Below are 26,889 nucleotides of genomic sequence, written 5' to 3'. Positions count from 1 at the left end.
AAATTTTGCTCTAGGTCTTCGTTTTTCTGAAACTGTACTTGGTCATCTGGCTGTAGACTTCGTCAGGCCGCAAAATTGCTTGGGGAAAATACGGAAAGTGAGTGGAATCGGGCCAGGTCTGCGCTTCGAAGCAAAGGCCTGCATAGTTATCGTAGGTCTTGCCGGTCAGCCCGATGGGTGGCTTCCCGCCTAGTGTATTCGCCGCGTAGAATTGCACGCCAGGCTCGGTTGTGGAAACATTCATCTCGACGCCGGAATCCGCACCTTTTACCGAAGCAACAAGACATAATGGGCGGCGCTGGCTGGCAAGACAGAAATTATTGTCATAGATGACCTGCTTGCCGTCCACTTCGCGCCGGACCGCCCGATACTCGCGGAAATCATGCTCGGTCCCGGCCACCGGCATAACGCGGCCGTCGGGAAGAAGATCATCATTCACAGGAAGATAGGCTTGTGCATCGATCCTGACCTGATGATCGAGCGCCTCGGTTGCGCCTCCGTCATCGAGATTGAAATAGCTGTGATGCGCAAAATTGCAGATGGTCGGCTTGTCCGTGACTGCATCCAGGCGGATCACAAGAGTTCCCCTGGACTCCAGCATATAAGTACACGTGACCGTCAGATTTCCAGGAAAACCCATCTCGCCGTCACCAAGCTGGACCGTCAATGTGACGTAATCCGGACCAATAGCGACAACATCCCATATACGTTTGCCAGCACCACGGCTCCCGCCATGGATATTATGCCTGCCATGAAAGTTTTTTTCGAGCTCGTAGGTCTTCCCGTCGATCGCAAGCTCACCGTCGCGAATACGGTTGATACAACGGCCGATCGTTGCACCGAGGTAGGGCGAGTATGCGGGATAATCGGCAAAGTCGCGATACCCAAGGACAAGCGGATGCTCATGCCCCTTGAGGCGCAAGTCTTGGATAACTGCGCCCCACGTCAATACATCGGCGGTTAATCCACCACCCGAAATTGAAATGCGGTGAACTGCCTCGCCGTCCGGCGTGTGGCCGAAAACTTCCGTATTCATTTATTCTACAACCCCAAGCCGCCAACGCAGACATATTTCGTGTCGAGATAATCTTCGATACCCTGGTGTCCGCCTTCCTTGCCGAGGCCGGATTCCTTCAAGCCGCCGAAAGGGGCTTCCACCGTGGTAATCATGCCCTCGTTGACGCCAATCAGACCGTATTTCAGCCCTTCCGAGACGCGGAACACCCGCCCAAGATCCTGTGTGTAGAAGTAACTGGCGAGACCGAATTGCGTATCGTTCGCGAGGTCGATTGCTTCCTGCTCGGTTTGAAACTTGTAGACCGGCGCTACCGGCCCAAAGATTTCCTCCTTGGTGAAGAGCATTTCCGGCGTGGCGTCCGCGATCACAGTGGGCTCAAAGAAACTGCCACCAAGCGCATGACGTTTTCCGCCCGTGATGACCTTACCGCCCTTGTGCGTGGCATCCGCAATGAATTCCTCGACCTTGGCGACAGCCTTGTCATCGATCAATGGCCCCTGCTGCGTCCCTTCTTCCAGACCATTTCCGATCTTGAGCTTCTGGGTAGCGGCGGCAAACTTCTCGACGAATGTGTCATAGATGGCGGCCTGTACCAGAAAACGGTTGGTGCAGACGCAAGTCTGACCCGAATTGCGGAACTTCGCGATGATCGCTCCGTCCACCGCCCGATCGACATCGGCATCATCGAAAACGATGAACGGCGCGTTGCCTCCAAGCTCCATGGAGACCTTCTTGACCGTGTCCGCAGCTTGCTTGATCAGTATCTTGCCGATTTCCGTCGATCCAGTGAAGGTGATCTTGCGAACAAGCTCATTGCTTGTAATCTCCCCGCCAATTTCGGTCGCAGACCCGGTCAAGATGTTCACGACGCCCTTCGGAATGCCGACCTCTTCGCAAAGCGAACCCCAGACCAGCCCTGAATAAGGCGTCTGTGTTGCGGGCTTGACCACCGCCGTGCAACCGGCCGCCAGCGCCGGGCCGATCTTGCGCGCAAGCATTGAAGAAGGGAAATTCCAGGGAGTTATTGCAGCGATGACCCCCACAGGCTCTTTCGTGACCAGAATTCTGCGATCGGCCCAAGGGGAAGGGACAACATCGCCATAGGTACGGCGAGCTTCCTCCGCATACCAAAGGATATAAGCGGCGGACATGCCGATCTCGCCTTTGGATTCCGCGAGGGATTTACCCTGTTCCAGTGTCAGCAATTCAGCGAGCGCATCTTGATTGTCCAAAATGGCATCGTGCAGCTTGCGCATCAGTTTCGAGCGTTCCAGCACGGATGTCTTGCGCCATGTCTTGAAGGCTTTTGCCGCGGCATCAATGGCACGTTGTGTCTCGGCCCTGCCCGAATTTGGAACGGTACCGATCTTCAGGCCGGTAGCAGGGTTGATGACGTCGATTGTCTTGCCCGAATCTGCCGCCACCCACTCACCGTCGATGAGGTTTGCTTGCTTCATGAACTGGCTGGATTTCTGCAACATCATGTTTCTCCCTGTGTTCGAAGGGTTATTGTTGTTCGTGAGTTCCGTGAAAAATAAACCCTGCACTGCGCATGGCAATGTCTGCCTTGGTCGAGGCGTGCGACTACCCTGCTCCTTTTTGGCAAAAGCTGCAACGGGGTTCCGTCAACCAAATATCTGCGTGGCGACGTAAACCCAGAACGTCAGTGTCAGCGCCGAAAGAGCAGTCGCCATCACCATGGAATTGGAGGCGAGTGCCTGACCCGTGCCAAAGCGTGTGGCAATCAAGTAGGAATTGACGCCAGCCGGCAGCGCGGCGGCAACCACCGCGATTTTCGCGGTAAATGGTGGTAAACCGATCAACCACGCGGCGCCAAGCACCACGGCAGGCATAAGGACAAGTTTGATACCAGACATGAGCACCGCTGCTACTATATTTCCAGAAACGCCGAACTTTTTCAGACCCATGCCCATGGCGAACAGCGCGACGGGCCCTGCCACTCCACCCAAGGTTTCGATCAACGCGTCGGCTGCGTCCGGCATTCGCAAGCCCAGCAGGCGCCACAGCCAGCCGGCGAGGATGCCCAGCACAAACGGGTTGCGCAGCAGGCTGTTGAAGAACGATCCGATCACCGCGACCCAATGACTCTCGCCCTTGAACACGCCGTCCCTTCTCATGGCCAATTCGTGCAGCGTAATCGAGGCGGCCATCATGACAGGCATATGGACGGCGACGATCAAAGACAGGATCGCAAAGCCATTCTGGCCGAAGACCCCAAGCATGAGCGGCATGCCAAGAAAAACGAGATTGGAAAATGCTCCAGAGACGCCGGCCACAACGCCGGCGCGATTGTCTCGCCCAAAGAACAGCTTGATAGCCAGATCCGATGCCGCCCAAGCGACGATCACACCAATAAAATAGGCGGTCCACAACGACCAAGGCGCTGTGCCATGGAAATCAGCAGTCACCATTGTCCTGAACAGTAGCAAAGGTGCGGCGATCACGAAGACAAAATCAGACAGTCCATCGCCCACTCGCTCATCCAGCAACTTGAAATGCGCCGCTGCATAGGCGATGGCAATCACACCAAAAACGACGATGATTGTTTGAATGAGACCCATCGCGTTCCGCAATAGGCCGGCAAATCCGGCGGTGCAAGACGTTCTGGTTGTCTGGCTTTATTTTTCCTCAGCAAATCCCCATCTCGACTGCTAAGGAGAATGATGTTGAAGCAATTCCGCCCCTGGGCCATTTCTATGTATGCGCTGTTCAGTTTGGTTTTCGTCGTATCGCACGCATATGCGACAGATGCTGCCTGGGCAAGAGTACAGCGCGGCGGATACACAATTCTCATTCAGGGCGCCGATGCTTCCGGAACCTTGAGCCCAACCGTCGACAGCTCGGCCGATTGTTCGGTCACGCAAACGCTTTCCGACCGAGGACGGCAGCTGGCGCAAAAACTTGGAGCCCGTTTTGCCGCACGCGGGGTGCGAATCGACAAAGTTCTCACAAGTTCTACCTGCAATGCACGGGAAACCGCACGGCTGTCGTTCGGATCAATCACCGCCGAAATCTTTAGGCCGCTCGATCCATTGCCTGGGAACGAAGCTGCCAAACAAGCACAGATCGAACAGATGCGTGCGACGATCGTTGCATTCAAGGGCTTGGGTAACCTGGTAATGATGACTGATCGCGCCAATATCATCGCTCTGACCGGCGTTACACCGCGTCCGACAGAGGCGGTCGTTGTTTCCAAAGCAGAGGACGGTGAAAACCTCCATATCGCAGGAAGAATCATATTCGACTAATCACAGCGCAGCTTTGGTCTTTCCCTGAGGCATGAAAAACGCTAGATACCGGCTTCATTCTACATCAGTGCCCTTGCCTGAGGCACGATAAGCAAAGGAAAATCAATTGTCCGATACATTCGACAAGGTCGCCGACATCATTGCCGAAACCAGCGAGATCGATCGCGACTCCATTACGCCGGAAAGTCACACAATTGACGATCTGGGCATCGATAGCCTTGATTTCCTCGATATCGTTTTTGCGATCGACAAGGCCTTCGGTATCAAGATCCCGCTTGAACAGTGGACGCAGGAAGTCAATGACGGCAAGGTTCCGACCGAAGAATATTTCGTGTTGAAAAACCTGTGCGCCAAGATCGACGAACTCGTCGCCGCCAAGAAGGCCTGATTTCCCAGCTAACCGGGTACACCGTACAAACGGTGTTGCGAGACAATGCAGAACAACACCGTCGTTATTACTGGTATCGGACTGATTTCATCACTTGGCGAAGGCGTCGACGCCCATTGGAAAGCGTTCAATGATGGGCTCGAACCTCGCATCGACAGCGAAACATTCAAGCCGTATGCCGTTCATCCGCTCGTCGAAGTCGACTGGAACAACCAGATACCGAAGCGCGGCGACCAGCGGCAGATGGAGACGTGGCAGCGTATAGGGACCTACACAGCTGGCCTCGCGCTGCAGGATGCAGGCATAAAAGACGACGAGTCGCTTTGTGCTAGTATGGATATGGTGGTGGCGGCAGGCGGTGGAGAACGCGACGTCTCGGTAGACACGCAAATCCTTGCCGAAGCGCGTGTACGCAATGATATCGGAACGATGCTAAACGAGAAGCTCACGACCGAGCTGCGCCCAACCTTGTTTCTGGCACAGCTTTCGAACCTGCTTGCTGGAAATATCTCTATTGTTCATAAAGTTACCGGCTCTTCGCGTACATTCATGGGTGAAGAAGGGTCGGGTATCTCGGCAATCGATACAGCTGTAGCTCGCATTCGCTCCGGACAGAGTACACATGCGCTTGTTGGTGGTTCGTACAATTCCCAGCATCCAGACATGTTGTTGGGCTACGAATTAAACGGGATGCTCAAGCGTGACGGTTGGGCGCCGCTTTGGCAACGAGAAGACAGCGAGGGAGGCGGGATCGTTACCGGATCTGGCGGTGCGTTCCTGGTTCTGGAAAGTGCGGAACACGCACAAAAACGCGGTGCGCGAGTGTATGCTGCTATCGATGGGATCTACAGCGCGCAAATTCGACGCAGCCGCGATGATTTAACCCAAACCGTAGCCAAGCTGATCGGTGCGGCCAGTGCAGACAAAGCAGCAGATCTGATCATTTCGGGCGCCAGCGGGGCTAAACACGTAACCGCGGTAGAGAAAGCGGCGTTCGATACATTCTCGAGTTCGGCGGTGCGCGGCGTCGCGGGCAAACTCGGCCATCTGCGCGAAGCACAATTCCCACTGGTTGTTGCTCTGGCTGCACTAAGCGTCTTCAATGGATCTGCGTTCCCGCCTGTGGACGCGAAGAATGAGAAAGCCGGACCGTCCAGTGTCAATACCGCGCTCGCAACGTCCATTGGCGGGACTCGCAGCGAAGGCGTTGCCCGCCTGGTCAAAGTTTAAGGGATATTTCCATGTCCAAATACACTGATCATCTCGGCCGCCCCCTTGTCGCCATAACCGGCCTAGGCGTTGTCTCATCCCTCGGGCAAGGTAAGGAAGAGAACTGGGCTGCGCTGACTTCCGGCACGTCCGGTATCCACACGATTACGCGGTTCGCCCTGGACAATCTTCGAACGCAGATCGCCGGGACTGTCGATTTTCTTGAAGAAAGCACCAAAGGCGCTTCGGCACTGTCGCAGAAGCTGGCTTCGCTTGCAGCGGAAGAAGCTGTAGCGCAAGCTGGTTTTCCAGTTGATGACTTCGGCGGCCCGCTATTCCTGGCTGCCCCGCCGGTTGAGCTCGAATGGCGCAATCGCTTTGCCTTGGACGCGTTGGTCAAGTCTGAGGGCGAACCTGGCTATGATTTGCTGCTCGCCGCATGCCGCCGCGGTCCGCAGGAAGACATGTTCAACACAGCGGAATTCGGCTATATCGCTGAGGTTCTGGCCGATAAGTTCGGCACGCGTGGTTTACCGATCACTTTGTCCACAGCCTGTGCTTCTGGTGCGACTGCCATTCAGTTGGGCGTAGAAGCTATCCGTCGCGGCGAAAGCGACAGGGTGCTGTCGATCGGCACCGATGGTTCGGTTTCCGCCGAGGCACTGATCCGGTTTTCGCTGCTCTCTGCGCTTTCCACACATAACGAACCGGCCCATAAGGCCGCAAAACCCTTCTCGAAAGATCGAGATGGGTTTGTCATGGCAGAAGGCTCCGGCGCTATGGTGATGGAATCGCTCGAATCGGCCGTCGCACGCGGTGCAAATGTTCTTGGCATCATGCGTGGTTGCGGCGAAAAGGCCGATGACTTCCATCGTACCCGTTCGAAGCCCGACGGTTCGCCCGCCATTGGTGCGGTGCGCGCGTCCCTTGAAGATGCAGGTATTGAAGAAGGCGCAATCGACTACATCAACGCCCATGGAACGTCGACGCCAGAAAATGACAAGATGGAATATCTGGCGTTGTCGACCGTTTTCGGCGACCGCATTTCGTCGTTGCCGGTGTCGTCTAACAAGTCGATGATCGGCCATACCTTGACGGCTGCCGGCGCGATCGAAGCCGTATTCTCTGTACTGACCATTCAGACCGGTACGATCCCGCCAACGATCAACTATGACAATCCTGATCCGGCAATTGTCATGGATGTCGTCCCCAACGTTAAGCGCGAAGCAAGCGTCTCGTCGGTGCTTTCCAGCTCATTCGGCTTCGGCGGACAAAATACGTGTCTTGTCATGACGGCAGAACCGAACTAATCCGTGGCCTGAATAAGGAAACGGATATGCGTGCACTACAATTGATTGAAGACCGCAAGCTCGAGATCGTCGATGTTGCGCCCCCGCCTGCACCCGGTCCCGGTGAGGTCACCGTCAGCATCAAAGCTGTTGCACTCAATCACATTGATGTCTGGGGCTGGCGCGGCATGGCTTTTGCCAAGCGCAAGATGCCGTTGACGATCGGCGCTGAAGCTTCGGGCGTTGTCGATGCGATCGGCGCGGGCGTCGGCAGCCTGTTGCCCGGCCAGCTCGTCTCGATCTATGGTGCGCAGACGTGCGGATTGTGCCGTCCCTGCCGTGAAGGTCGTGACAATCTTTGCGAACATGTCTCCGGTGTGCATGGCTTCCATCTCGATGGTTTCGCCCAGGAGAAAGTCAACCTCAAGGCCCGTTTGCTTGTCCCGGCTCCTCCCGGCGTCGATGAAATCGGCGCGGCCGTCGCTCCCGTCACGTTCGGAACAGTCGAGCACATGCTTTTTGACAATGCCAAGCTCGAACCGGGCGAAACGATCCTTGTCCATGCCGGCGGTTCTGGTATTGGCTCGGCGGCAATCCAGCTTGCCAAGAAGATGGGCTGTGTTGTCATTACGACCGTAGGCTCGGATAACAAGATTGAGAAGGCCAAGGCGCTGGGCGCAGATCACGTCATCAATTACCGCGAGGACCGCTTCGAGGGAGTCGTGCGCAAGTTGACAAAGAAGAAGGGCGTTGATGTGGTCTTCGAGCATGTCGGGGCCGATACGTGGGCGGGTTCCATGCTGTCGTTGCGCCGCGGTGGCCGGCTGGTCACCTGCGGTTCGACCTCCGGAGTTTCAACCAGCATGAACCTGATGATGCTGTTTCAGCAGCAATTGAAGCTGCTCGGCTCATTCGGGTGCCGCATGGAAAACATGGCGGACGCCATGCAGAAGATGGCGCGCGGCCTTGTCCATCCAGTCATCGACACCGAAGTCGGCTTCGATGACATCGATACGGCATTGAAGCGGATGGAGGGCCGGGACGTCTTCGGTAAGATCATCCTGCGCGTAAACTGATCCAGAATGAAGCTCGATACAAAGCTAGCGCTATTCCGCTGGAGCCAGCGGTTGAAGAAATTCAACTACTGGCTGTCGGCATTTGTCATTTTCGGTATCCTCAAATTGCTCCGTATGCTGCCTGCGAAGGCGGCTATGGATTTTACTGATGCCGCAGCACGTAGAATTGGTCCCCTGATGGGCCGCCATCGCATTGCGATGACCAACCTGCACAAAGCCTACCCGGAGAAACCCGAAGAGGAACTACAGCAGATTGCGCGTGATATGTGGGGCAACATGGCACGGCTCACGGCCGAATATGTTTTCCTGGATGCGATCTTCGATTTCGATCCGCACAGCGACACGCCCGGACTGGTCGAGGTTCAGGGCCGGGAGATCTTCGAGCGCATTCGCGACGAGAAGGATCGTCCGCACATATTTTTCACAGGTCATACGGGCAATTTCGAGCTATTGCCGATCTGCGCGGCGACATTCGACCTGAATGTCACGGCCCTCTTTCGCCCACCGAACAACCCCTACGTTGCCAAGAAGATCCTTGGGGCGCGCCGCACCAACATGGGGCATCTCGTCCCATCGAAGGCCGGCGCAGCTTGGTCGCTCGCCACTGTGCTCAACAACAATGGCAATGTCGGCATGCTGGTCGATCAAAAATTCAAACGCGGCATCCCTTCGACGTTCTTCAACCGCCCTTGCAAAACCAATCCACTTCTCGCGAAACTCGTGAGGCAATACGAGTGCGATGTCTATCCGGCGCGCTGTGTGCGTCTGCCCGGTGGCCGGTTTCGGCTGGAGCTAGAAGAGAAGATGACCATACCGCGCGATGACAAAGGAGCTGTGGACCTCGCCGCAACTGTCCAGGCTCTGAACGACAAGGTCGAGACTTGGGTGCGAGAATACCCCGGCCAGTGGATGTGGTTCCACAAGCGCTGGAACAATTAGTAGTAATTCATCACTGCATGTTTGGCTTCGGCGAAAAACAACCAGCGCTCGACAAAAATCCCCAGCGCATATGCTACGACGCCGAGAACAAGCGCAATCTGCGCGGCCGGCCCGCCGCCAATCGCCAGAGCCAGCAAAAGCGCCAGAATAGGCAGGACCACACCAAAAACGAAGGCGATCACCCACAGCTTTGCGGCGTGTTTACGGGCAACGCGAAAGCCCATTTCTCGCGTCAAATAATTGTCGAGCGCGTGCGGGCGCTCAAACAGCCGGACCTTGCCGATGAAGCCAAGACCGGTTGCCGTTTCCGGCGTCGAAATGGGTAAGAGCGTAGTGGCCCGATTGCGCCAAACCATCTTGGTGACCAACGCCAGGAGGACGAATAGAAGCGCCAGCAATTCCGCGACCAACCCATTTCCACCTAGGAAGGCGCTTGCGAACAAGAACCCGCCGGCTAGCGAAAACAACAGGAAGCACAGTGGTGTCAGTTTCGTATGCCACGAGTTCACTGTCTTGAGCGAGGCATAGATCATCGACGTGCAATAGACGGTCACCAACGCACCAAACACAGTGATAAACCCCAAAATCACATCATGTCTGTCGGCGAAAATCGCGAGCGTCGCACTCAGCGTCAGGGGGACAAACGTGGCGATTGCCATCACACCCTCGCGTGACAACCAGCTGGAGCGCCATTGGCTCAAGGCCCGCCATGTACGTTGCGCGTTGCCGAGATGCAGGAGTGAGGCTGCCAGTCCAATGCTGATCAGTGCCAGCGAAGTCAAATAGGCAAGCTTGGTCATTAGCAGCGATGGATCCAGAAATCCGAGCCCCAGCACGACCGCAAGTCCGTAGCCCAGACCTGACAGCGTCGTGAAAACAATAATCGAATACGCTGGATGCATCGTTTAGATCCGGTCCAGCGTCTTGTCGAGCCAAGCGAAAAATCCGCGTGCGCCTTCGGTATTCTCGGCGAGCGGAATAATTGGCGCGCTATCGCTTAGGGACGTGCGAGGGCGCGGCGGGAGATATTTGTTGGTGGGCCGTGTTTCCTGCTCCGGCATAAGATCGAAACCACCGCGTTCGACCACCATGATGGCCACATCGGAATTCGGATCGCCAAGGTCGCCAAAATGCCGGGCGTTGACCGGACAAGTCCTGACACAGGAAGGCACGCGGTCTTCTTGCTTCAGTGTCTCATTGTAAACGCGGTCGACGCACAGTGTGCACTTCTTCATCACGCCGGCAGCAATATCCATTTCCCGCGCACCATAGGCACAGGCCCAGGCGCAGAGTCCGCATCCGATGCACTTGTCCTCATCCACCAGCACGATGCCGTCCTCGGCACGCTTGTAAGACGCTCCAGTCGGGCAGACCGTGACACACGGCGCGTCTTCGCAATGCAAACAGGACTTTGGAAAGTGCACAACGCGGGCGTCGCCAGCTTCACCGATAATTTGTCCGCCTTCTGGCGTGACTTCAAAACTGTGGATGCGGTTGAGAAACGTACCCGAAACGTCCTCGCCATAGGGATGCTGGTCCGACAACGCACTGCCATAGCCGCCGGTGTTCCACTCCTTGCAGCTGATCACGCAGGCATGACAGCCGACGCACACATCAAGATCGATCACCAGCCCGAGTTTTTTCGCGGTACGATTTTGCGGAAGGCTGGTCATTTTGGAGACCATTCCTGCCCGTAACGCAGTTCATCGACCGGTTGCGATTGGCTGCCGGGCCGTTTGATTGCAGCGAAATACGGTTCGCTGATCTCCACCCCAGCCTCGGCCTTTTCAATCCGCACGCGCAAATCATACCAGGCGGCCTGCCCGGTGATCGGATCGGAATTCGACCAGCGCATCCCATCAGCTTTCGGTGGGAGAAGTTCATGAATAAGATGGTTGAGGAGGAATCCCTTGGTTGCTTCGGGCGCGTGCGGATCAAGTGCCCAAGCGCCCTTGCGTTTGCCGATCGCATTCCATGTCCACATTGTTTTGCCATTCACCGCATCGGTCCGCGCAATTTCGCCTTTGATCCGGCCATGATGCGAAATGACCCAAACCCAATCGCCATCTTTCAACCCTTGCTCGTCGCAAATCGTACCAGGGACATACAATGGATTTTTCGTGTGTATCTGTCGCAGCCATGCATTCTGCGAGCCCCAGGAGTGATACATCGCCATCGGCCGCTGTGTGATCGCATGATAGGGGAACTCCGCGATATCGACGCCCTGTTCTTCCAAGGGCCGGTACCAGTCCGGTAGCGGATCGAAACAATCGAGCAGGCGTTTGCGATATTGTTCAGGCGCGAACGGTTGCCGGACACCCATCGCCGACAGCCGGAACTTCTGCAGCGTCTCGACATAAAGCTGAAGCGTGACCGGTTGCGGCGCATCGAAGAAACCCATGTCGATGGCGAACTGTTGATAAGCGGCATTGTGATGCTTGAAATACAGTCCTTCATCGGGAATGTGCTTCATCCAGAACGCACCGTGGTCAATGTAATCCTTCAGCTGATCTTTGTTGGGTGCGCCCCTGCCCTCATCCACGGCGTCCGCGCCACGCCATCCGGACAGCGGTCCAATTCCAGGCTTGCGTTCGTGGTTTACGATATAGTCGGCATAGTCCTTATATAGAGCCGCTCCATTGTCATCGATGAAGCCCGGCAGCTTCAACCGTGCACCAAGATCAATCAGTACGGACTGAAACCCGCGTACATCCCTGTCAGGCTCCAATACGGGCCAGCGAATCGCGTCGCAGGCGGCATCAGGTTCGGAAATTGGCCGGTCGAGCAGCGAGATGCAGTCGTAACGCTCCAGATAGGTCGTGTCTGGCAAAACAAGGTCGGCATAGGCTACCATTTCGGATGAATAGGCGTCCGAATAGATGATCTTCGGGATCCTGTATTCACCGGTGTTGTCGTCGCGCTCCTCAAGCATCTTGATCGTGCCACGCGTGTTCATCGACGAGTTCCACGCCATATTGGCCATATACAGGAACAGTACGTCGACAGAATAAGGATCGCCAGCGCACGCATTGGCGATAGCCATATGCATCATCCCGTGAGCCGAGAGCGGCGCTTCCCATGAGAACGCCTTGTCGATCCGCTGCGGCTTGCCTTCGCCATCTACCAACAGGTCTTCAGGTCCAAGTGGATAGCCGAGATGCGGCCCCGCAAGCGGTTGGCCGGGCTTCACATGTTCCGCTCTGCCATGTGGTCTCGGGTGAGCCGTCACCGGTTTGGGATAAGGAGGCTTGTACCGATGGCCGCCCGGGCAGTCGATGGAGCCGATGATCGTTTGTAAAATATGCAACGCACGCGCCGACTGAAATCCATTCGAATGAGCGGAGATGCCGCGCATGGCATGGAAGCTCACCGGCCGTCCGACCATGAATTCATGCTGTTCGCCTTTCATGTCGGTCCACGGTTGTTGGAGGACGATCTCTTCCTCAAAAGCGACGCGGGCGATTTCCGAAGCCAGCCCACGGATGGTACTCGCCCCGATCCCGGTCTCCTCCGCGACCGCATCGGGTGCATACTTCGGATCGAGATACTTCTCAGCCATCAGACGCAAGACGCTGCGCACCTTCCGGCCATCTTGTGTAACGAAGTCAGCATTGACATCCGCGACGTGACCCGGTTCATCGAACCGGACAACCGCACCCGACCTCCGGTCACGCACCAAAGCCTTGCCAAGATCGTCGCGCAGGAAAAGCCCATGGTCTTCCTTGCCCTCATCATCGATCAACAGCCACGGGGCATTGGTGTAGCGCTGGAGATAATCGAGATCGATCTTGCCGGTGCGAAAAAGTTCATGAATGACCGCCAGAATGAGCAGTCCATCAGTACCTGGCCGAATGCCGATCCAGTTATCAGCGATAGCCGAATAGCCGGTCCGCACCGGATTCACCGAAACAAAACGCGCTCCACGCTTCTTGAGTTTGGAAATCCCGATCTTGATCGGGTTGGAATCATGATCCTCTGCCACGCCGAACAACACGAAGAGCTTGGTCTTGTCCCAATCGGGCGCTCCAAACTCCCAGAACGCGCCACCGATGGTATAAATCCCTGCGGCTGCCATGTTGACGGAACAAAACCCGCCATGTGCAGCATAGTTCGGTGTGCCGAAATTTTGCGCCCAAAAGCTGGTCAGAGCCTGGCTTTGATCGCGGCCCGTGAAGAAAGCGAGCTTCTGCGGCGCGGTTTCCCGCAGCGGCTGCAGCCAATCGACAGCCAACGCCAACGCTTCTTCCCAGCTGATTTCTTTGAATTCGCCTGAACCGCGCGGTCCTGTTCGTAACAGCGGTGCGCGCAAACGTGCTGGCGAATAGTGCTGCATAATTCCCGCTGATCCTTTGGCACACAAAACCCCCTTGTTGATCGGGTGGTCGCGGTTGCCCTCGATATAGCGGATTTTGCCGTCTTTCAGATGGACATCGATGCCACAACGGCAGGCGCACATATAGCAGGTCGTTTTCCGAATCTCATCACCAACCGGCTCTGATAAAGCAAGGACTGGTTCTGAATTCATTCTCGATATCCCCGCGGATTATATTCTTTCAGAATCGTTTTATAAGAACAATTCCAAACCACCAAACACACAAGCGACATCCCACCCGGAAAGCGGCATGACGGACAGACAAGAAGTTGCTACTTGCCAAATCGGGAGTGGTGCTGATTTGATAAGGCATGGATGACAAGCTTTCCCGTGCCATTGAGAAACGGCGTGATGACCTGATCGCACTGACGCGCGATCTCATCCGTTTCCCTACTATCAATCCGCCCGGCGAGGCGTATACGCCCTGCGCGGAATTTCTCGCGAAGCGGTTGCAATCGATCGGCTTCGAAACGCAATTGATTCGGGGTGAAGGCGCGCCGGGCGATACGGATCGCTACCCGCGCACCAATGTCGTCGGCCGCTTTGACGGTCGCACCCATGGCGAGGTCGTGCACTTCAATTCCCATATCGACGTCGTGGAAACCGGTGAAGGCTGGACCGTTGACCCCTTCGAAGGCATCGTTAAGGACGGCAAGGTTTACGGCCGCGGCGCCTGTGACATGAAGGGAGGTCTCGCCGCCTCAATCATTGCAGCGGAAGCATTTATCGACGTTTATCCAGACTTCGCGGGCGCCATAGAAATATCTGGTACGGTAGATGAGGAATCCGGTGGCTTCGGTGGTGTTGCCTATCTTGCCAGCAAGGGCTTCTTCTCGAAGCCCCGCGTCGATCACGTCATCATTCCCGAACCGCTCAACAAGGATCGGATCTGTCTCGGTCATCGTGGCGTCTGGTGGGCAGAAATCGAAACCAAGGGCGAAATCGCTCACGGATCGATGCCGTTTTTGGGGGATTGCGCCGTTCGCCATATGGGAGCGGTGCTTGAAGCATTCGAAAACGAACTTTTCCCCGTCCTGGATAGCAAGCAAACCTCTATGCCGGTGGTTCCCGATGGTGCGCGGCGATCCACCATGAATCTCAATTCCATCCATGGTGGACAGACTGACGATTATTCAGGACTGCCCTCACCTAACGTGCCCGATAGTTGCCGCCTGACTATCGATCGCCGTTTCTTGCTCGAGGAAGACATTTCTGAGGTTAAACGAGAGGTCGTTTCGATCCTCGACAGGCTACAGTGGGAGCGTCCGAAATTTCAGTACAGCATTCGCGACATCATGGAAGTGCAACCATTGATGACCGAGCGTGATACGCCGGTCGTGATCGCAGTTGCCGAGGGAATCCGCTCAGTTTTCGGACGGGAACCGCAGTACGTGATATCACCCGGTACCTACGATCAAAAACATATTGCACGCATCGGGCTACTGCACGACTGCATAGCCTACGGCCCGGGCATACTGGACCTCGCCCATCGGCCGGATGAATATGTTGGCATCGAAGACATGATCGAGTCCGCCAAAGTCATGGCGCTCGGCTTAAAGGTGCTACTGTCGGGATCGGTCTGATTGCCAAAAAGCTGGAGAGTTACTGGATGAAATCATGGAAGTTAGTCATCGCCGGTGTGGCAGTAAGCTTGGTGATGTCCTCGGCATCCTATGCCGCGAAGACCGATCTTGTCCTCGGCATCGTTTTGGAACCTCCGCACCTCGATCCGACCGCGGGCGCCGCGGCAGCTATCGACGAGATCGTCTATGCGAATATCTTTGAAGGGCTGACACGCATTGGCCCAAAGGGAGACGTTCTCCCCGCCCTCGCCGAAAGCTGGACACAATCGGAGGACGGCAAGGTCTACACCTTCAAGCTGCATAAGGACGTCAAATTTCATGACGGCACAGCGTTCGACGCCGATGATGTCAAATTTTCGCTCGATCGCGCTCGCGGTAATACATCCACCAATGCGCAAAAGGGCCTGTTTGCAGCCATCGATACCGTCGACGTTGTTGATCCGTCAACGGTCAGAGTCACCCTGAAACAGCCGAGCGGTGATTTCCTCTACAATATGGGCTGGGGCGATGCGGTCATCGTCGCGCCTGAAAGCGCCGGGACCAACAAGGACAAGCCTGTTGGAACCGGTCCATTCAAATTCAATAGCTGGGCGAAGGGCTCGCAGATTGTCATTGCGAAAAATCCCGATTATTGGGGAAAACCAGCATTGCTCGACAAAGCCACGTTCCGGGTCATCCCAGATCCGGCTGCCGCAACGGCGGCGCTCTTGGCGGGTGACGTCCAGGCTTTTCCGGTTTTTCCGAGTTACGAAAGCATCCCGCAGTTCCAGGCTGATCCCCGTTTTAAGGTTGTCATCGGCACGACGGAAGGCGAGACCGTTCTCGGCATGAATAACAAGAAACCGCCCTTTGATAATCCAAAGGTCCGTCAAGCCGTCGCCCGCGCCATTGATCGGAAGTCCTTGATCGATGGGGCTATGTTCGGATTTGGGATGCCCATCGGATCATTCTTTCCGCCCCATCACCCCGCCTATATCGATCTGACAGCGGAAACTGCTTATGATCCGGAACTTGCGAAGAAGCTAATAGCCGAGGCCGGTCATCCTGACGGATTTAAGACAACGCTCAAACTTCCGCCACCCACCTACGCCCGGCGCGGCGGTGAAATTATCGCGGCCGAACTGCGTGAAATCGGCATCGAGGCGGAAATTATCCCGGTGGAATGGGCGCAATGGCTGGATCAGGTCTTCAAGAATAAAGACTATGACATGACGATCGTCTCTCATACCGAGCCGAACGACCTGAATATTTTTTCCCGCGACGACTATTATTTCAATTATGACAGTCCGGCCTTCAAGGATCTGATCAAACAAATAGACGCCACATCCAATGGCGCCGAACGCACCGGACTTTACCAGCAGGCGCAAAAATTGCTCGCAAAAGACGTACCTGCGGCGTTCCTGTTTCAGCTTCCCAAAACGGGAATCTGGGACGCAAAGATCAAAGGACTTTGGGAAAATGGGCCGATCCAAGCCAATGATTTAACCGCTGTGAAGTGGCTGGACTAATGCGATCCGGCGCGCCCGTCCGATGTTGAGCTATGCCACGAAGCGAGCGTTGATTGCCATTTTCACGCTTCTCGTCGCATCTCTTGTTGTTTTTACGATGCTTGAAATCGTGCCGGGCGATCCCGCTCGACTGATGTTGGGAATGAACGCCACCGAAGACGCGGTCCATAACCTGCAACAGCAGATGGGGCTCAATCAACCGCTCGCTATACGATATTTCAGCTGGCTCGGCGGGCTGCTGACAGGAGACCTCGGCAAATCCTATACGTATTCGGTTCCCGTGTTTGACCTCATCAAGGAGCGGGTTGCTGTTTCATTGCCACTCGCTGCGATCTCGTTGGCACTATCCACGTTGATCGCACTTCCTGTCGGCATTTTTGCCGCGTCAAAACGTGGCGAGTTCTCCGATACGCTAGCCATGGGAGTTGCGCAGATGGGTGTAGCGATACCAAATTTTTGGTTCGCGCTACTGTTAGTCTATGTATTCGCAGTGACGCTGAGGCTTGTACCGGCCGGTGGCTTCCCGGGCTGGAGTGCAGGCTTCGGTGTGAGCCTTAAGTCACTGATCCTGCCGTCCATTGCACTTGCTCTCCCCCAAGCCGCGATCCTTGCCCGCGTCACCCGCTCTGCTCTGCTCGAAGTACTCGGGGAGGACTATATCCGCACGGCTCGCGCCAAGGGTCTGAGCCGGCGACAGGTTTTATACCGTCACGCACTGCGCAATGCTCTTATTCCCGTCCTTACCATTCTTGGTTTGCAATTTGCATTCCTGCTTGCGGGTACGATCATCATTGAGAACGTGTTCTATCTGCCGGGCCTCGGTCGTTTGGTGTTCCAGGCAATCACCCAGCGGGATCTGATCGTGGTGGAGGGCGTCGTCATGCTGCTCATTGCTACTCTCATCCTCGTCAATCTGCTGGTCGATCTGTCCTACGCCGCAGTAGATCCTCGATTGAGGAGGCGTTCGTGAACATCGGTAAGGCACTGGCGAATAGATCATTTTGCGTCGGCCTCATCGTCACGGGCATGATCGCGCTGGTGGCGTTAGCCTCATTTGTCTGGACGCCCTACCCGGTCGCAGCCCTCGACATCGCAAGCAAGCTAAAACCGCCCTCCGCAGCGCATTGGCTCGGCACAGATCATTTTGGTCGGGACATTCTGTCGATGATCATGGTCGGGAGCCGTAATTCCATCGCTGTAGCATCTGTCTCCGTAGCCATTGGCGCTGGCATTGGCGTACCGCTTGGTTTGTGGGGTGCGGCGAGCGGTGGCTACATCGATGAGGTTCTGATGCGCTTCAACGATCTTGTCTTCGCCTTTCCGGCATTGCTCTCGGCTGTCATGATTACGGCAGTCTTCGGCCCGGGCGCGATTAACGCAATTATCGCGATCGGCATTTTCAACATCCCGGTTTTTGCGCGTGTCGCCCGTGCCGCCGCCCTCTCCCTGTGGTCGCGCGAGTTTGTGATAGCAGCGGGCGCTATTGGTAAAAGCCCGGCCCGCATTACGCGTGATCACATATTGCCAAATCTCGCGTCTCTTTTGATCGTGCAGGCCACCATCCAGTTTTCCCTGGGCATCCTTGCAGAAGCAGGTCTTTCTTATGTGGGACTGGGTTCACAACCTCCCATGCCGAGCTGGGGTAGAATGCTATTCGAAGCCCAGACTATGATTGGCTTGGCACCGCACATGGCCCTGTTTCCCGGTCTCGCGATTGTCATCACAGTCCTCGGGCTTAATTTGCTTGGCGATGGTTTGCGCGATGTGCTTGACCCAAGATTTCGGTGATAGCCGTTACAAGAGCAACCCGAGCAGAAACAGCGCCAGGATTGCGGCTGTAAAAATTCCGGTTGTCACGCTGAAAATGTTAAGCGCGTCCTCGATGTTCTCGGCTCCGGCATCGCGGCGCCCTGCACCGTTCAGCATCGGTTCATTCGCTATCACGCCGCCGTAAATGCGGGGGCCTGCAAGTGCCACTTCGATCGCCCCCGCCATCGCCGCCTCGGGCCAGCCTGCGTTGGGCGAGCGATGCAGCCGCGCATCGCGCATCATCACATCAAACGAGCGAAGCGCCGCATCATAACCATGCACGACCCAAGCTGCTGCCGAGATCAGAAGGCCTGTCACTCTCGCAGGTATCCAGTTGGCAACGTCATCGAATTTGGCCGCAAATCGACCGAAATCACGGTAACGATCGTTCAAATGGCCTATCATCGAATCCGCCGTATTTAACATCTTGTAAACAAAAAGCCCGGGAAGCCCCAGCAGGGCATACCAAAACGCCGGTGCAATGATGCCGTCGGAGGTGTTTTCAGCAAGACTTTCGATGGCGGCGCGGCTAACCGCTGCATCATCGAGGGCTTCGGGGTCACGTCCGACAATCATCGACACAGCGCGACGAGCACCAACGATACCTTCCTCGCGCAAGGCTATCGCGACACGTTCGACGTGTTCGCCGAGGCTCTTCTGCGCCAGAAATATCGCAACAATCAATGCTTCGATCAGACCGCCAAAGGGCTGAATCGTCTGCAGCGCGAGATGCACGAGAAAGCCAATGAACGCTGCCAGCACCAACAAACCCAGCATCACGAGGAAACCATCACGCCGTCTTTCATCGTCCGAACCGCTAGCCTTGTTGAACCGTTTGTCGGCCAGCTCGATCGCTTTGCCAAATAGAACGACAGGATGGGGGATTTTCCGCCACAACCCATCAGGATCGCCGAAAGTTCGATCGGCCAGCAAGGCAAGAAACAGAATCAATAGATTGATTTCCATGAATAATTCGATCCTGTTGAATCAAAAATCAGCGGGATATTACACTTAGCGCAGTACGAAGACGTTGCTGCAATCGTTCAGCTGCATTCTCATCCAATGGCAGACCAAAACGCAACCATTGTGGCGCGTAGTCAAATTTTCTTGTCAGTACCTGGTGCTCGCATAATGCTTCGTGGAGCTTCTGAACCTGTTCAAACTCCACCAATGAAAACAGCATTGTGCCACCAACTTGGAAAAGACCCGCTTCTGCCAGGACGCGTCCAAGCAACTCACGACGTGCGCTCAACCGCTTCGCAAAACCTGCAAGGAGGATTTCATCGGAGAACGCATGGGATGCGACGGTTAGGGCGGGACCCGATACGGCCCACGGACCCAGCCGCAGCTTGAGGGCGTCCGCAACATCATGCGCCGTCAACGCAAAACCCAATCGCAGCCCTCCCAAGCCGAAGAATTTGCCGAAAGATTTCAGGATAATCAGCCCACTTATCCCTGCGTGGTCTGCGATGCTTGCTTCTGGATGGGGATCGGCAAAGGCTTCATCTACAATCAGGACGCCACCTCTGCTCCCCAATCGTCCAGCAAGTTCAAGCAAAGATTCCCTTGAGACAATTCGTCCGTCAGGATTGTTCGGATTGACCACAACCGCAACCTTCGAGGATGGCGGAATTTCATCGATGCTCGAGCAGTTCGAAATTCGCCAGCCTGCATTGTGGAATGACGCACTGTGTTCCTGGTAAGTCGGACCAACAATCGCAACGTCGCCTTTGGTTGCCATAAGATCAGGCAGTATCTGAATCAGCGATTGTGTGCCTGGCGCTGCAACGATTCCGGCCTCAGCCGCAGCGCCATAATATTTTCGGGCGGCGTTAATGGTTGACGTGAGCAGTTTTTCGTCCGGCAAGCGGTTCCAGATTTCAAGACCGATCGACGGCAATGGAAATACCTCAGGATTGATACCGGTCGAAAGATCAATCCAGTCGGATAGCGGACCACCGAAACGGTCCATAGCGCGATCGAGCGCGCCACCATGTTCAATCTGCATTATCCCGCCAAATCAATTATGTGCATATAGGAGCCGCTCACCGATCCGATGCGCAGCCCGGCTTCGCCCAGATCTTCACCCAGTGCGTCCCGAACGCGGAAGAGCCGTTCGGCGACGCCCTCGCGGACAATACTGGCATAGTGAAATTCATGACCGGTAACCTCCGTCTGAAACAGAGCCGTCGCAAGTGGTTCTAAGCGGCGATAGCCGAGATGCATCTTTCGTTTTGCAAAACTTGTTTCGACAGGCAGTAGCCCAAGCATCGGATGTGCCTTGCCCATAGCATCCTCTATGCTCTCACCCAGCACCATGTAACCTCCGCATTCGCCATAGATGGTAACACCATTGGTCGCAGCATCCCTGATGCCAGAAGCAAAGTTAGATGCTTGGGCGAGGGGTCCAGCGTGAAGCTCTGGATAACCTCCAGGTAAATAGATCGCATCGCTGTCTCCGGCTGGCGCTTCATCCGCAAGCGGTGAAAAATAGCTTATCTCGGCCCCGCGCCGCCTCCAACCGTCCAGCAGATGCCAGTAGGAAAATGCGAAGGCGTTATCACGCGCAACAGCGATCCTTTGTCCAAGAGGCGGAATGCGGGAAACATTCGCCATCGAACCAGCGGGACCGTAGCGATTGGCGATTTTCTGGATCTGTTCGAGATCTATCCTGTTGGCAACGAGATGACCTGCATGCGTGATGAAAGCCTCAAGATCGAGATGCTCGCCGGCCTGAACGAGCCCGAGATGCCGTTCCGGTAATTGCAACCCCTGGTCACGCGGCAAGCAACCGAGAACCGGTACGCCGACGGACTCCAATGCAGAACGCAGCATGGTCTCATGGCGGACACTGCCAACCCTATTAAGGATCAGGCCCGCAATCATGACGTCGCGGCGAAAATCTCGAAAACCGCTAACAAGCGCGGCGATCGAATGCGATTGCCGCGCACAGTCGACTACAAGAATAACGGGAAGCGACAGATGTGTCGCAAGATCGGCGGCAGACCCCCGCCCGTCGCTGGCACCATCGAAAAGGCCCATCATACCTTCGACCACGAGCATCTTGTTTCCTTCGGTATGACGCGAAGCCAGCGCACTGATCAAATCCGGCCGCATCGCCCAAGGATCGAGATTGACGCAAGGGCTACCGCTCGCCACCGCGTGATAAGCCGGGTCGATGTAATCTGGCCCCGCTTTTGCTGGCGCTATCTCTACACCGAGATTTCGAAGAGCGCGCAACAATCCAAGCGTGACGGTCGTCTTGCCGCTGCCAGATGACGGAGCGGCAACAATCATGCCTTTCATCCCGCATCCTTTTCCCGGCGGGTTCCAAGCGGATCCTGCGTAAGCACACGACCTTCTCCCGCGCCGAGCCAGTCGAGCGCCGCGCGTAAGCGGACAACCTGTCCCACCACCACGATGGCGGGAGGGCGGAGGCCCGACTGCTGAACATCTACCTCGGCTCTTTCGAGTGTTGTCTCAAGTACCTTCTGACGGCCCGTGGTGGCATTGCAGACAAAGGCGATTGGTTCATCCCTGGAGCGACCAGCAGCAATCAGGCGCGAAGCAATCAGTCCGATATGCTTCATTGCCATATACATCACGATGACCGAAGAACCCTTGGCGATACTATTCCAGTCCATCGAGTCGGGAACGAGGCCGTTAGAATCATGTCCGGTCAGGAAGGTAACACTTTGGTTGGTTTCGCGGTGAGTGACGGGGATACCCGCGTAGGCAAGACCACCAATCCCGGCCGTAATGCCGGGGATAATCCGGAATGGCACTTGATGTTCAACCAAGGTCAACGCTTCCTCACCGCCTCTTCCAAAGACGAAAGGGTCACCGCCTTTCAAGCGCAGCACTCGTTTGCCGGACTTGGCGAGTTCGACCAGTCGAAGCGATATATCGCGTTGTTGCGGAGATGGTTTCCCGCCCCGTTTGCCCGCATATTCCATCACTGCCCCAGGACCAGCGAAAGAAAGGCAATCGTCATTGACTAAAGCGTCGTAGACGATGACATCGGCCTGTTCGAGCCCGTTGACAGCATGCAGGGTCAGTAGGCCAGGATCTCCCGGCCCTGCTCCTACCAGCCAGACGTGGCCGGTTTCAAAAACTGGCAGCTTCGAATTCATTGCGCTCATCGCTCGTTCCGATCTTTTGCGCATAGCACAATTTTTCTGATCGTAACCATGACCTTATCGGAAAAATCATGCAACGGGTGCAGAAGCTGGTCTATAAGACCTACATGAGCGATGAAACTGATGCAGGACAGCGGAAACCCGACGAGACGAGCGACCGGCCCTTGCGCAGAGGCTGGACTACGGGTGCTTGTGCAACCGCTGCGACCAAAGCGGCTTTGATCGCGCTGATCACAGGCGAATTTCCCGATCCCGTAGCGATCATCCTGCCTAAAGGAGAAGTACCGCACTTTCAGCTGGCGATCGAATCGATCGGCGACGGTTATGCAATGGCGGGCATCGTCAAAGATGCCGGTGATGATCCCGATGTAACGCATGGTGCAACGATAATCTCGACGGTGTTTCCCGCCCCGCCCGGAAGCGGCATACAGTTTGTCGCAGGCGAAGGCGTGGGCACGGTTACCCTGCCGGGACTCCCCATCGCGCCCGGAGAACCCGCCATCAATCCCGTACCGCGTGCAATGATGAGCCGGATTTGTGAGGAAATCTGTGCGCAATATGATCTTCCAGCAGATATCGTCATCACAATCTCTGTGCCTGAGGGCGAAGAGTTGGCCAAGAAAACCTGGAACCCGCGTCTTGGCATTGTCGGCGGTATTTCGATACTGGGAACCACTGGCATCGTTCACCCCTTTTCTTGCGCGGCCTGGATACATTCGATCCACCGCGGCATTGATGTATCACGTGCAGCAGGCCTCAAGCATGTTCTCGCCGCAACCGGCTCCACCTCCGAGGATGCGGCGCAAGCCATTTATCATCTGCCGGAGATTGCGCTTCTTGACATGGGTGATTTTGCCGGTGGATTGCTGAAATACCTGCGCGTTCATCCAATCGATCGACTGACAATCGCCGGCGGCTTTGCCAAGCTGACAAAACTGGCACAGGGTGCGCTCGATCTTCATTCCGGCCGCAGTCAGGTCAGCATGACTTTTCTTGCTGATGAAGCTGAAAAGCTGGGGCTCGATGCCAGTGTGAGGGAGCGGATTCTGAATGCCAACACTGCGCAGGAAGTGCTTGAATTGACACAATCTATGGGAATCGATCTCGCCGGTCTCATTGCCACACTGGCCAGGCAAACAGCTCTTGCCACACTTAAGGGCGCCCCGGTTGAAGTAGAGGTCATCGTCACCGATCGCAAGGGTACAGTTCTTTCCCGTGTCTAATCGTCCGATTCTCATTCTGGGTGGTACTGCCGAGGCGTCAAAACTCGCGTCTCGTCTCGCCGCGCAGGGTCACCGCGTGATTTCATCTTTGGCGGGACGCACGCTCAATCCGGCAACACTCAAGGGCGAAGTTCGCGTCGGCGGTTTTGGTGGTGCGAGGGGCCTTATTGCATACATCGTGAAACAGGAAATATATTTGCTCATCGACGCAACTCACCCTTTCGCAACGCAAATCTCTGACAATGCCATCCTTGCAGCAGCTTCAACAAAAACGCCTTTCGTCCGGTTGGAACGCCCCGCGTGGCACGCGAAACCGGGCGACAATTGGACAAGCGTCACGTCGCTCGAAGACGCGGTTTCCCTCATCCCCGCCAAGGCACGCGTGCTGCTCGCACTTGGACGACAACACATCGCACCGTTCTCCAGTCGCGGCGACGTACATTTTGTCGTGCGAATGATAGATCCGCCTGAAGCGCCGCTTGATCTTGTGGACTTCGAACTGGAATTGTCGAAGCCTGGCAAAGTTGATGACGAAACTGCTTTCCTGACGACGAAACGCCTCACACATATCGTCTGCCGTAATTCCGGCGGCACCGCCTCCTACACCAAGATCAAGGCGGCGCGTGATCTCGGTATCCCTGTGATCATGATCGATCGTCCGCATCGCCCCAGCATCCATAGTGTGGCCGATATCGAAAGCGTCATTCTGTTTGTTGATAGATTTTTTGGCTCAGCCTGATGGCTTGCGCAGCGAGTGCGTGTGGCCCTCGTGATAAAGAGCCGAATCCCGGAAAGTATCTGCCGCTAGACCGCGCCCAACGAAAATCATCGCTGAACGATCCAAGCCCGACATTTTTACCTTGCCGGCAATATCGGCAAGCGTTCCGTGTATAAATTGTTCGTCTGTCCAGCCCACGCGATAGGCAACAATAACAGGACACTCAGCGCCGTAGAGCGGGGAAAGTTCGGTTTCGATACGTGCCAGATTGCGGATCGAAAGGTGGATAACCAACGTCGCACCCGATTTCGCAAGAGTTGCCAGATCTTCGCCTTCCGGCATAGAGGATGATTTTATCGAAGTACGCGTCAGGATGATGGTTTGACATACTTCCGGGACCGTCAGTTCTTTTTTCAAGGCGGCAGCAGCGGCCGCAAATGCCGGAACGCCCGGCGTCACATCATAGTGGATACCCAAAGCATCGAGGCGCCGCATCTGCTCTGCCACCGCACCGTATATCGACGGATCGCCGGAATGAACCCGCGCCACATCCTTGCCTTCCGCGTGGGCCTTCTCGAACTCCGCAATGATCTCATCGAGCGTGAGCGATGATGTATCGACCACGCGCGCGTTTTCGGGCACTTCCGCGACCATCTCCACTGGAACCAATGAACCTGCATACAAACAGACTGGACAGGATTGAATCAGTTTTAATCCGCGGACAGTAATAAGGTCGGGGGCGCCGGGGCCTGCTCCAATAAAATGGACCGTCATTTTTTATCTCTTTGTTACAGCCAATGCTGCTGTGGCATGAGCCGATTTTGTTTTTCCAACGACCAATACGCCTGTCGGTCCAACACCTGCAAGGGCGGCGGCTTCAGCCACGCCGTGACATCCCATCAGTGCAAAAACGCGATCGGACGGGTTCAGCAAACTCGGTGTCTGTTCTTCCAGAAAGGAAGCGCTGAAGTAGCAAACAGGGCGGCTGAATTTCCGCGCCACATCTACAATGGCTGGCTCGCCACGTCGCAAGTCTATGGAATGTATGCCGCTTAGATTCGATGGCTCAATGGCCGCGTTTTGCAAGACCTTGTTGACGAGGTCGAAGAGCTCGTCGGGCGCGCATCCCCGTTCGCACCCCACCCCCAGCGCATAGATTGGCGAAGTCATACGTGCTTCTTGTGCAGTTCTTCCGGTGTTACGCCCAAAAGATCGGCCGTCTTGCGGATCAGATTGGCTTCCTTGGCATCCAATTCATCGTCGGCATTCGCAATCGCCAAAAGATGACGCAGCAACTGAACCTTACGTTCAAACGACACGTCCGCAAAGGCCAGCGCCGCTTGGGTACTTGTGGTCTCGTAACCGAAGTCCTTGAGGTATTCAGCGACTTCTCCGAACTCCTCAGGCGAAATTCCGAAATCATTCGAAGCGACACGCAGAATCGCGCCATATTCGGCTTTATCAGTCTTTCCATCCGCCAATGCTATGTGCAGCAGCAGCAAAAGTTCTGCTGTCAACACCGGGTCATCGGCAACCTTCTGCACCGCACTTTTCGTACCCAGAAATGTCGCGATCCGATCAAAAATGCTTTCGCTCATTTTACCCCCAAAATTGTCTCTACTGATTGATTGCAGTACAGACAGCCGAATTCAAGTAGCGAAACGCCTCAGGCCAGCATCTACAAAATTAAAATTCGATGCCCTTTTGAGCCTTGATGCCCGATCGGAACGGATGCTTGATCATTTCCATCTCGGTGACAAGATCCGCAAACTCGATGAGCTCATCCTTGGCGTTACGGCCAGTGATGATCACATGTTTCATATGCGGCTTCTGCTTCAGAACTTCGATGATTTCATCCACCGGCAGATAGTCATAACGCAGGGCAATGTTCAGTTCGTCGCAGAGAACCAACTCGGTTTCGTCGTCGAGGATCATCATCTTGGCCTGTTCCCACGCATCGCGCGCCATGGCGATATCGCGGGCACGATCCTGCGTTTCCCACGTAAATCCCTCGCCCATGGCGGAAATCGTCACCTGCTCGGGGAATTTCTCCAGAACCCAACGCTCGCCCGTATCCCATGATCCCTTGACGAACTGGACGACGCCGATCTTCATGCCATGGCCGAGCGCCCGGAATACAACGCCGAAACCGGCCGTGGATTTGCCTTTTCCTTTACCGGTATTGACGATCACCAGACCTTTTTCGTCGGTCTTTGTTGCCAGAATTTTGTCGCGCACCGCTTTCTTCTTGCGCATCTTGTCGGCGTGCCGCTCATTGATTTCCGCTTCGGTCAGATTCTGCAATTTTTGTGACTTTTCAGCCATTTGGCTTTCCCTTCCGAATCAAAT

Annotated in this window: 26 protein-coding genes; 12 read left to right on the top strand and 14 right to left on the bottom strand. The window is 55.6% G+C overall.

Annotated features, from left to right (window positions below; genetic code table 11):
• Positions 1-10: 10 nt before the first annotated feature.
• The 3 genes from C7476_RS04790 to C7476_RS04780 form a co-directional block, all read right to left on the bottom strand.
• The gene (locus C7476_RS04790; RefSeq protein WP_114428759.1) at positions 11-1,036 is read right to left on the bottom strand and encodes an aldose epimerase family protein; all 1,026 of its coding nucleotides are present in this window, start codon (positions 1,034-1,036) and stop codon (positions 11-13) included.
• A 5-nt stretch (positions 1,037-1,041) separates the two neighbouring features.
• Positions 1,042-2,499, bottom strand: coding sequence for an NAD-dependent succinate-semialdehyde dehydrogenase (locus tag C7476_RS04785; RefSeq protein WP_114428758.1), 1,458 nt, complete (start codon positions 2,497-2,499; stop codon positions 1,042-1,044).
• A 144-nt stretch (positions 2,500-2,643) separates the two neighbouring features.
• Positions 2,644-3,600, bottom strand: coding sequence for an AEC family transporter (locus C7476_RS04780; RefSeq protein ID WP_114428757.1), 957 nt, complete (start codon positions 3,598-3,600; stop codon positions 2,644-2,646).
• Positions 3,601-3,699: 99 nt separating this feature from the next.
• Between C7476_RS04780 and C7476_RS04775 the strand changes: the two genes are divergently transcribed.
• The 6 genes from C7476_RS04775 to C7476_RS04750 all read left to right on the top strand — a co-directional run bounded on the left by C7476_RS04775 (position 3,700) and on the right by C7476_RS04750 (position 9,188).
• Positions 3,700-4,287 carry a histidine phosphatase family protein gene (locus C7476_RS04775; protein WP_147274612.1) on the top strand — a complete coding sequence of 196 codons (588 nt, stop codon included), beginning with the start codon at positions 3,700-3,702 and terminating at the stop codon, positions 4,285-4,287.
• Positions 4,288-4,393: 106 nt separating this feature from the next.
• Positions 4,394-4,675 (top strand): acyl carrier protein, encoded by a 282-nt coding sequence (locus C7476_RS04770; RefSeq protein WP_008123430.1) that lies wholly within the window; start codon positions 4,394-4,396, stop codon positions 4,673-4,675.
• Positions 4,676-4,720: 45 nt separating this feature from the next.
• Positions 4,721-5,905, top strand: coding sequence for a beta-ketoacyl-ACP synthase (locus C7476_RS04765; RefSeq protein ID WP_114428755.1), 1,185 nt, complete (start codon positions 4,721-4,723; stop codon positions 5,903-5,905).
• Positions 5,906-5,916: 11 nt separating this feature from the next.
• Positions 5,917-7,194 carry a beta-ketoacyl-ACP synthase gene (locus C7476_RS04760; protein ID WP_114428754.1) on the top strand — a complete coding sequence of 426 codons (1,278 nt, stop codon included), beginning with the start codon at positions 5,917-5,919 and terminating at the stop codon, positions 7,192-7,194.
• A gap of 26 nt (positions 7,195-7,220) precedes the next feature.
• The gene (locus tag C7476_RS04755) at positions 7,221-8,249 is read left to right on the top strand and encodes a zinc-binding dehydrogenase (protein WP_114428753.1); all 1,029 of its coding nucleotides are present in this window, start codon (positions 7,221-7,223) and stop codon (positions 8,247-8,249) included.
• A 6-nt stretch (positions 8,250-8,255) separates the two neighbouring features.
• Positions 8,256-9,188, top strand: a complete 933-nt coding sequence (locus tag C7476_RS04750; protein ID WP_114428752.1) for a lipid A biosynthesis lauroyl acyltransferase — start codon at positions 8,256-8,258, stop codon at positions 9,186-9,188.
• Here C7476_RS04750 and C7476_RS04745 read toward each other — a convergent pair.
• The 3 genes from C7476_RS04745 to C7476_RS04735 are packed head-to-tail and all read right to left on the bottom strand — an operon-like array spanning position 9,185 to position 13,713.
• A complete protein-coding gene (locus C7476_RS04745) occupies positions 9,185-10,090 on the bottom strand; it encodes a dimethyl sulfoxide reductase anchor subunit family protein (protein ID WP_114428751.1) in 906 nt (301 codons plus the stop codon). The two genes, C7476_RS04750 and C7476_RS04745, sit on opposite strands and share 4 nt — an antisense overlap.
• A gap of 3 nt (positions 10,091-10,093) precedes the next feature.
• Positions 10,094-10,861, bottom strand: a complete 768-nt coding sequence (locus C7476_RS04740) for a 4Fe-4S dicluster domain-containing protein (RefSeq protein WP_114428750.1) — start codon at positions 10,859-10,861, stop codon at positions 10,094-10,096.
• Complete coding sequence (locus C7476_RS04735) at positions 10,858-13,713, bottom strand: molybdopterin oxidoreductase family protein (RefSeq protein ID WP_114428749.1); 2,856 nt, start codon at positions 13,711-13,713, stop codon at positions 10,858-10,860. Before C7476_RS04735 ends, C7476_RS04740 begins: the two co-directional genes overlap by 4 nt.
• 158 nt (positions 13,714-13,871) lie before the next feature.
• Between C7476_RS04735 and C7476_RS04730 the strand changes: the two genes are divergently transcribed.
• From C7476_RS04730 to C7476_RS04715, 4 genes are read left to right on the top strand one after another with little or no spacing between them, the layout of a single operon-like run.
• Positions 13,872-15,143 carry an acetylornithine deacetylase/succinyl-diaminopimelate desuccinylase family protein gene (locus C7476_RS04730; RefSeq protein ID WP_114428748.1) on the top strand — a complete coding sequence of 424 codons (1,272 nt, stop codon included), beginning with the start codon at positions 13,872-13,874 and terminating at the stop codon, positions 15,141-15,143.
• A gap of 26 nt (positions 15,144-15,169) precedes the next feature.
• The gene (locus tag C7476_RS04725; RefSeq protein ID WP_114428747.1) at positions 15,170-16,651 is read left to right on the top strand and encodes an ABC transporter substrate-binding protein; all 1,482 of its coding nucleotides are present in this window, start codon (positions 15,170-15,172) and stop codon (positions 16,649-16,651) included.
• 22 nt (positions 16,652-16,673) lie between these two features.
• Positions 16,674-17,621 carry an ABC transporter permease gene (locus C7476_RS04720; protein WP_114428746.1) on the top strand — a complete coding sequence of 316 codons (948 nt, stop codon included), beginning with the start codon at positions 16,674-16,676 and terminating at the stop codon, positions 17,619-17,621.
• A 56-nt stretch (positions 17,622-17,677) separates the two neighbouring features.
• Positions 17,678-18,439: an ABC transporter permease gene (locus C7476_RS04715; protein ID WP_114429027.1), complete on the top strand. Its 762-nt coding sequence runs from the start codon at positions 17,678-17,680 to the stop codon at positions 18,437-18,439.
• A 6-nt stretch (positions 18,440-18,445) separates the two neighbouring features.
• Here C7476_RS04715 and cbiB read toward each other — a convergent pair whose 3' ends face one another.
• Genes cbiB through cobA form a run of 4 tightly spaced genes read right to left on the bottom strand, consistent with a single transcriptional unit; the run spans position 18,446 to position 22,602 of the window.
• Positions 18,446-19,426 (bottom strand): adenosylcobinamide-phosphate synthase CbiB, encoded by a 981-nt coding sequence (cbiB, locus tag C7476_RS04710; protein ID WP_114428745.1) that lies wholly within the window; start codon positions 19,424-19,426, stop codon positions 18,446-18,448.
• A gap of 28 nt (positions 19,427-19,454) precedes the next feature.
• Positions 19,455-20,468 (bottom strand): threonine-phosphate decarboxylase CobD, encoded by a 1,014-nt coding sequence (gene cobD / locus C7476_RS04705; protein ID WP_114428744.1) that lies wholly within the window; start codon positions 20,466-20,468, stop codon positions 19,455-19,457.
• Positions 20,468-21,766 (bottom strand): cobyrinic acid a,c-diamide synthase CobB, encoded by a 1,299-nt coding sequence (locus tag C7476_RS04700; protein WP_114428743.1) that lies wholly within the window; start codon positions 21,764-21,766, stop codon positions 20,468-20,470. Before C7476_RS04700 ends, cobD begins: the two co-directional genes overlap by 1 nt.
• Positions 21,763-22,602 (bottom strand): uroporphyrinogen-III C-methyltransferase, encoded by an 840-nt coding sequence (cobA, locus tag C7476_RS04695; protein WP_114428742.1) that lies wholly within the window; start codon positions 22,600-22,602, stop codon positions 21,763-21,765. The genes C7476_RS04700 and cobA overlap by 4 nt, the downstream gene beginning before the upstream one ends.
• A gap of 104 nt (positions 22,603-22,706) precedes the next feature.
• Here cobA and C7476_RS04690 point away from each other — a divergent pair, with 104 nt between their 5' ends.
• Both C7476_RS04690 and C7476_RS04685 read left to right on the top strand, forming a co-directional pair.
• Entirely contained in the window at positions 22,707-23,822 is a 1,116-nt protein-coding gene (locus C7476_RS04690; protein WP_114429026.1) for a cobalt-precorrin-5B (C(1))-methyltransferase, read from the top strand.
• Positions 23,815-24,561, top strand: coding sequence for a cobalt-precorrin-6A reductase (locus C7476_RS04685; RefSeq protein WP_114428741.1), 747 nt, complete (start codon positions 23,815-23,817; stop codon positions 24,559-24,561). The genes C7476_RS04690 and C7476_RS04685 overlap by 8 nt, the downstream gene beginning before the upstream one ends.
• Here the strand turns inward: C7476_RS04685 and cobM are convergent.
• From cobM to cobO, 4 genes are all read right to left on the bottom strand, one after another.
• Positions 24,553-25,314 carry a precorrin-4 C(11)-methyltransferase gene (cobM, locus tag C7476_RS04680; RefSeq protein WP_114428740.1) on the bottom strand — a complete coding sequence of 254 codons (762 nt, stop codon included), beginning with the start codon at positions 25,312-25,314 and terminating at the stop codon, positions 24,553-24,555. The two genes, C7476_RS04685 and cobM, sit on opposite strands and share 9 nt — an antisense overlap.
• A gap of 3 nt (positions 25,315-25,317) precedes the next feature.
• Positions 25,318-25,710 carry a cobalamin biosynthesis protein gene (locus C7476_RS04675; RefSeq protein WP_114428739.1) on the bottom strand — a complete coding sequence of 131 codons (393 nt, stop codon included), beginning with the start codon at positions 25,708-25,710 and terminating at the stop codon, positions 25,318-25,320.
• On the bottom strand, positions 25,707-26,138 hold the full coding sequence (locus tag C7476_RS04670; RefSeq protein WP_112528650.1) for a tellurite resistance TerB family protein: 432 nt from the start codon (positions 26,136-26,138) through the stop codon (positions 25,707-25,709). Before C7476_RS04670 ends, C7476_RS04675 begins: the two co-directional genes overlap by 4 nt.
• An 88-nt stretch (positions 26,139-26,226) precedes the next feature.
• Entirely contained in the window at positions 26,227-26,865 is a 639-nt protein-coding gene (cobO, locus tag C7476_RS04665) for a cob(I)yrinic acid a,c-diamide adenosyltransferase (RefSeq protein WP_114428738.1), read from the bottom strand.
• Between the last annotated feature and the right edge of the window lie 24 nt (positions 26,866-26,889).

This window comes from Phyllobacterium bourgognense (genome assembly GCF_003337575.1).
Classification (GTDB): domain Bacteria; phylum Pseudomonadota; class Alphaproteobacteria; order Rhizobiales; family Rhizobiaceae; genus Phyllobacterium; species Phyllobacterium bourgognense.
Note: the sequence above shows the minus strand (reverse complement) of the source record. Positions and strands in the feature narration are given on the sequence as shown.

What these genes read in the sequence shown, in the direction of transcription:
- C7476_RS04790 (WP_114428759.1), bottom strand. Translation starts at nt 1,036, where the DNA reads ATGAATACGGAAGTTTTCGGCCACACGCCGGACGGCGAGGCAGTTCAC.
- C7476_RS04785 (WP_114428758.1), bottom strand. Translation starts at nt 2,499, where the DNA reads ATGTTGCAGAAATCCAGCCAGTTCATGAAGCAAGCAAACCTCATCGAC.
- C7476_RS04780 (WP_114428757.1), bottom strand. Translation starts at nt 3,600, where the DNA reads ATGGGTCTCATTCAAACAATCATCGTCGTTTTTGGTGTGATTGCCATC.
- C7476_RS04775 (WP_147274612.1), top strand. Translation starts at nt 3,700, where the DNA reads ATGATGTTGAAGCAATTCCGCCCCTGGGCCATTTCTATGTATGCGCTG.
- C7476_RS04765 (WP_114428755.1), top strand. Translation starts at nt 4,721, where the DNA reads ATGCAGAACAACACCGTCGTTATTACTGGTATCGGACTGATTTCATCA.
- C7476_RS04760 (WP_114428754.1), top strand. Translation starts at nt 5,917, where the DNA reads ATGTCCAAATACACTGATCATCTCGGCCGCCCCCTTGTCGCCATAACC.
- C7476_RS04755 (WP_114428753.1), top strand. Translation starts at nt 7,221, where the DNA reads ATGCGTGCACTACAATTGATTGAAGACCGCAAGCTCGAGATCGTCGAT.
- C7476_RS04750 (WP_114428752.1), top strand. Translation starts at nt 8,256, where the DNA reads ATGAAGCTCGATACAAAGCTAGCGCTATTCCGCTGGAGCCAGCGGTTG.
- C7476_RS04745 (WP_114428751.1), bottom strand. Translation starts at nt 10,090, where the DNA reads ATGCATCCAGCGTATTCGATTATTGTTTTCACGACGCTGTCAGGTCTG.
- C7476_RS04740 (WP_114428750.1), bottom strand. Translation starts at nt 10,861, where the DNA reads ATGACCAGCCTTCCGCAAAATCGTACCGCGAAAAAACTCGGGCTGGTG.
- C7476_RS04735 (WP_114428749.1), bottom strand. Translation starts at nt 13,713, where the DNA reads ATGAATTCAGAACCAGTCCTTGCTTTATCAGAGCCGGTTGGTGATGAG.
- C7476_RS04730 (WP_114428748.1), top strand. Translation starts at nt 13,872, where the DNA reads ATGGATGACAAGCTTTCCCGTGCCATTGAGAAACGGCGTGATGACCTG.
- C7476_RS04725 (WP_114428747.1), top strand. Translation starts at nt 15,170, where the DNA reads ATGAAATCATGGAAGTTAGTCATCGCCGGTGTGGCAGTAAGCTTGGTG.
- C7476_RS04720 (WP_114428746.1), top strand. Translation starts at nt 16,674, where the DNA reads ATGTTGAGCTATGCCACGAAGCGAGCGTTGATTGCCATTTTCACGCTT.
- C7476_RS04715 (WP_114429027.1), top strand. Translation starts at nt 17,678, where the DNA reads ATGATCGCGCTGGTGGCGTTAGCCTCATTTGTCTGGACGCCCTACCCG.
- cbiB (WP_114428745.1), bottom strand. Translation starts at nt 19,426, where the DNA reads ATGGAAATCAATCTATTGATTCTGTTTCTTGCCTTGCTGGCCGATCGA.
- cobD (WP_114428744.1), bottom strand. Translation starts at nt 20,468, where the DNA reads ATGCAGATTGAACATGGTGGCGCGCTCGATCGCGCTATGGACCGTTTC.
- C7476_RS04700 (WP_114428743.1), bottom strand. Translation starts at nt 21,766, where the DNA reads ATGAAAGGCATGATTGTTGCCGCTCCGTCATCTGGCAGCGGCAAGACG.
- cobA (WP_114428742.1), bottom strand. Translation starts at nt 22,602, where the DNA reads ATGAGCGCAATGAATTCGAAGCTGCCAGTTTTTGAAACCGGCCACGTC.
- C7476_RS04690 (WP_114429026.1), top strand. Translation starts at nt 22,707, where the DNA reads ATGAGCGATGAAACTGATGCAGGACAGCGGAAACCCGACGAGACGAGC.
- cobM (WP_114428740.1), bottom strand. Translation starts at nt 25,314, where the DNA reads ATGACGGTCCATTTTATTGGAGCAGGCCCCGGCGCCCCCGACCTTATT.
- C7476_RS04675 (WP_114428739.1), bottom strand. Translation starts at nt 25,710, where the DNA reads ATGACTTCGCCAATCTATGCGCTGGGGGTGGGGTGCGAACGGGGATGC.
- C7476_RS04670 (WP_112528650.1), bottom strand. Translation starts at nt 26,138, where the DNA reads ATGAGCGAAAGCATTTTTGATCGGATCGCGACATTTCTGGGTACGAAA.
- cobO (WP_114428738.1), bottom strand. Translation starts at nt 26,865, where the DNA reads ATGGCTGAAAAGTCACAAAAATTGCAGAATCTGACCGAAGCGGAAATC.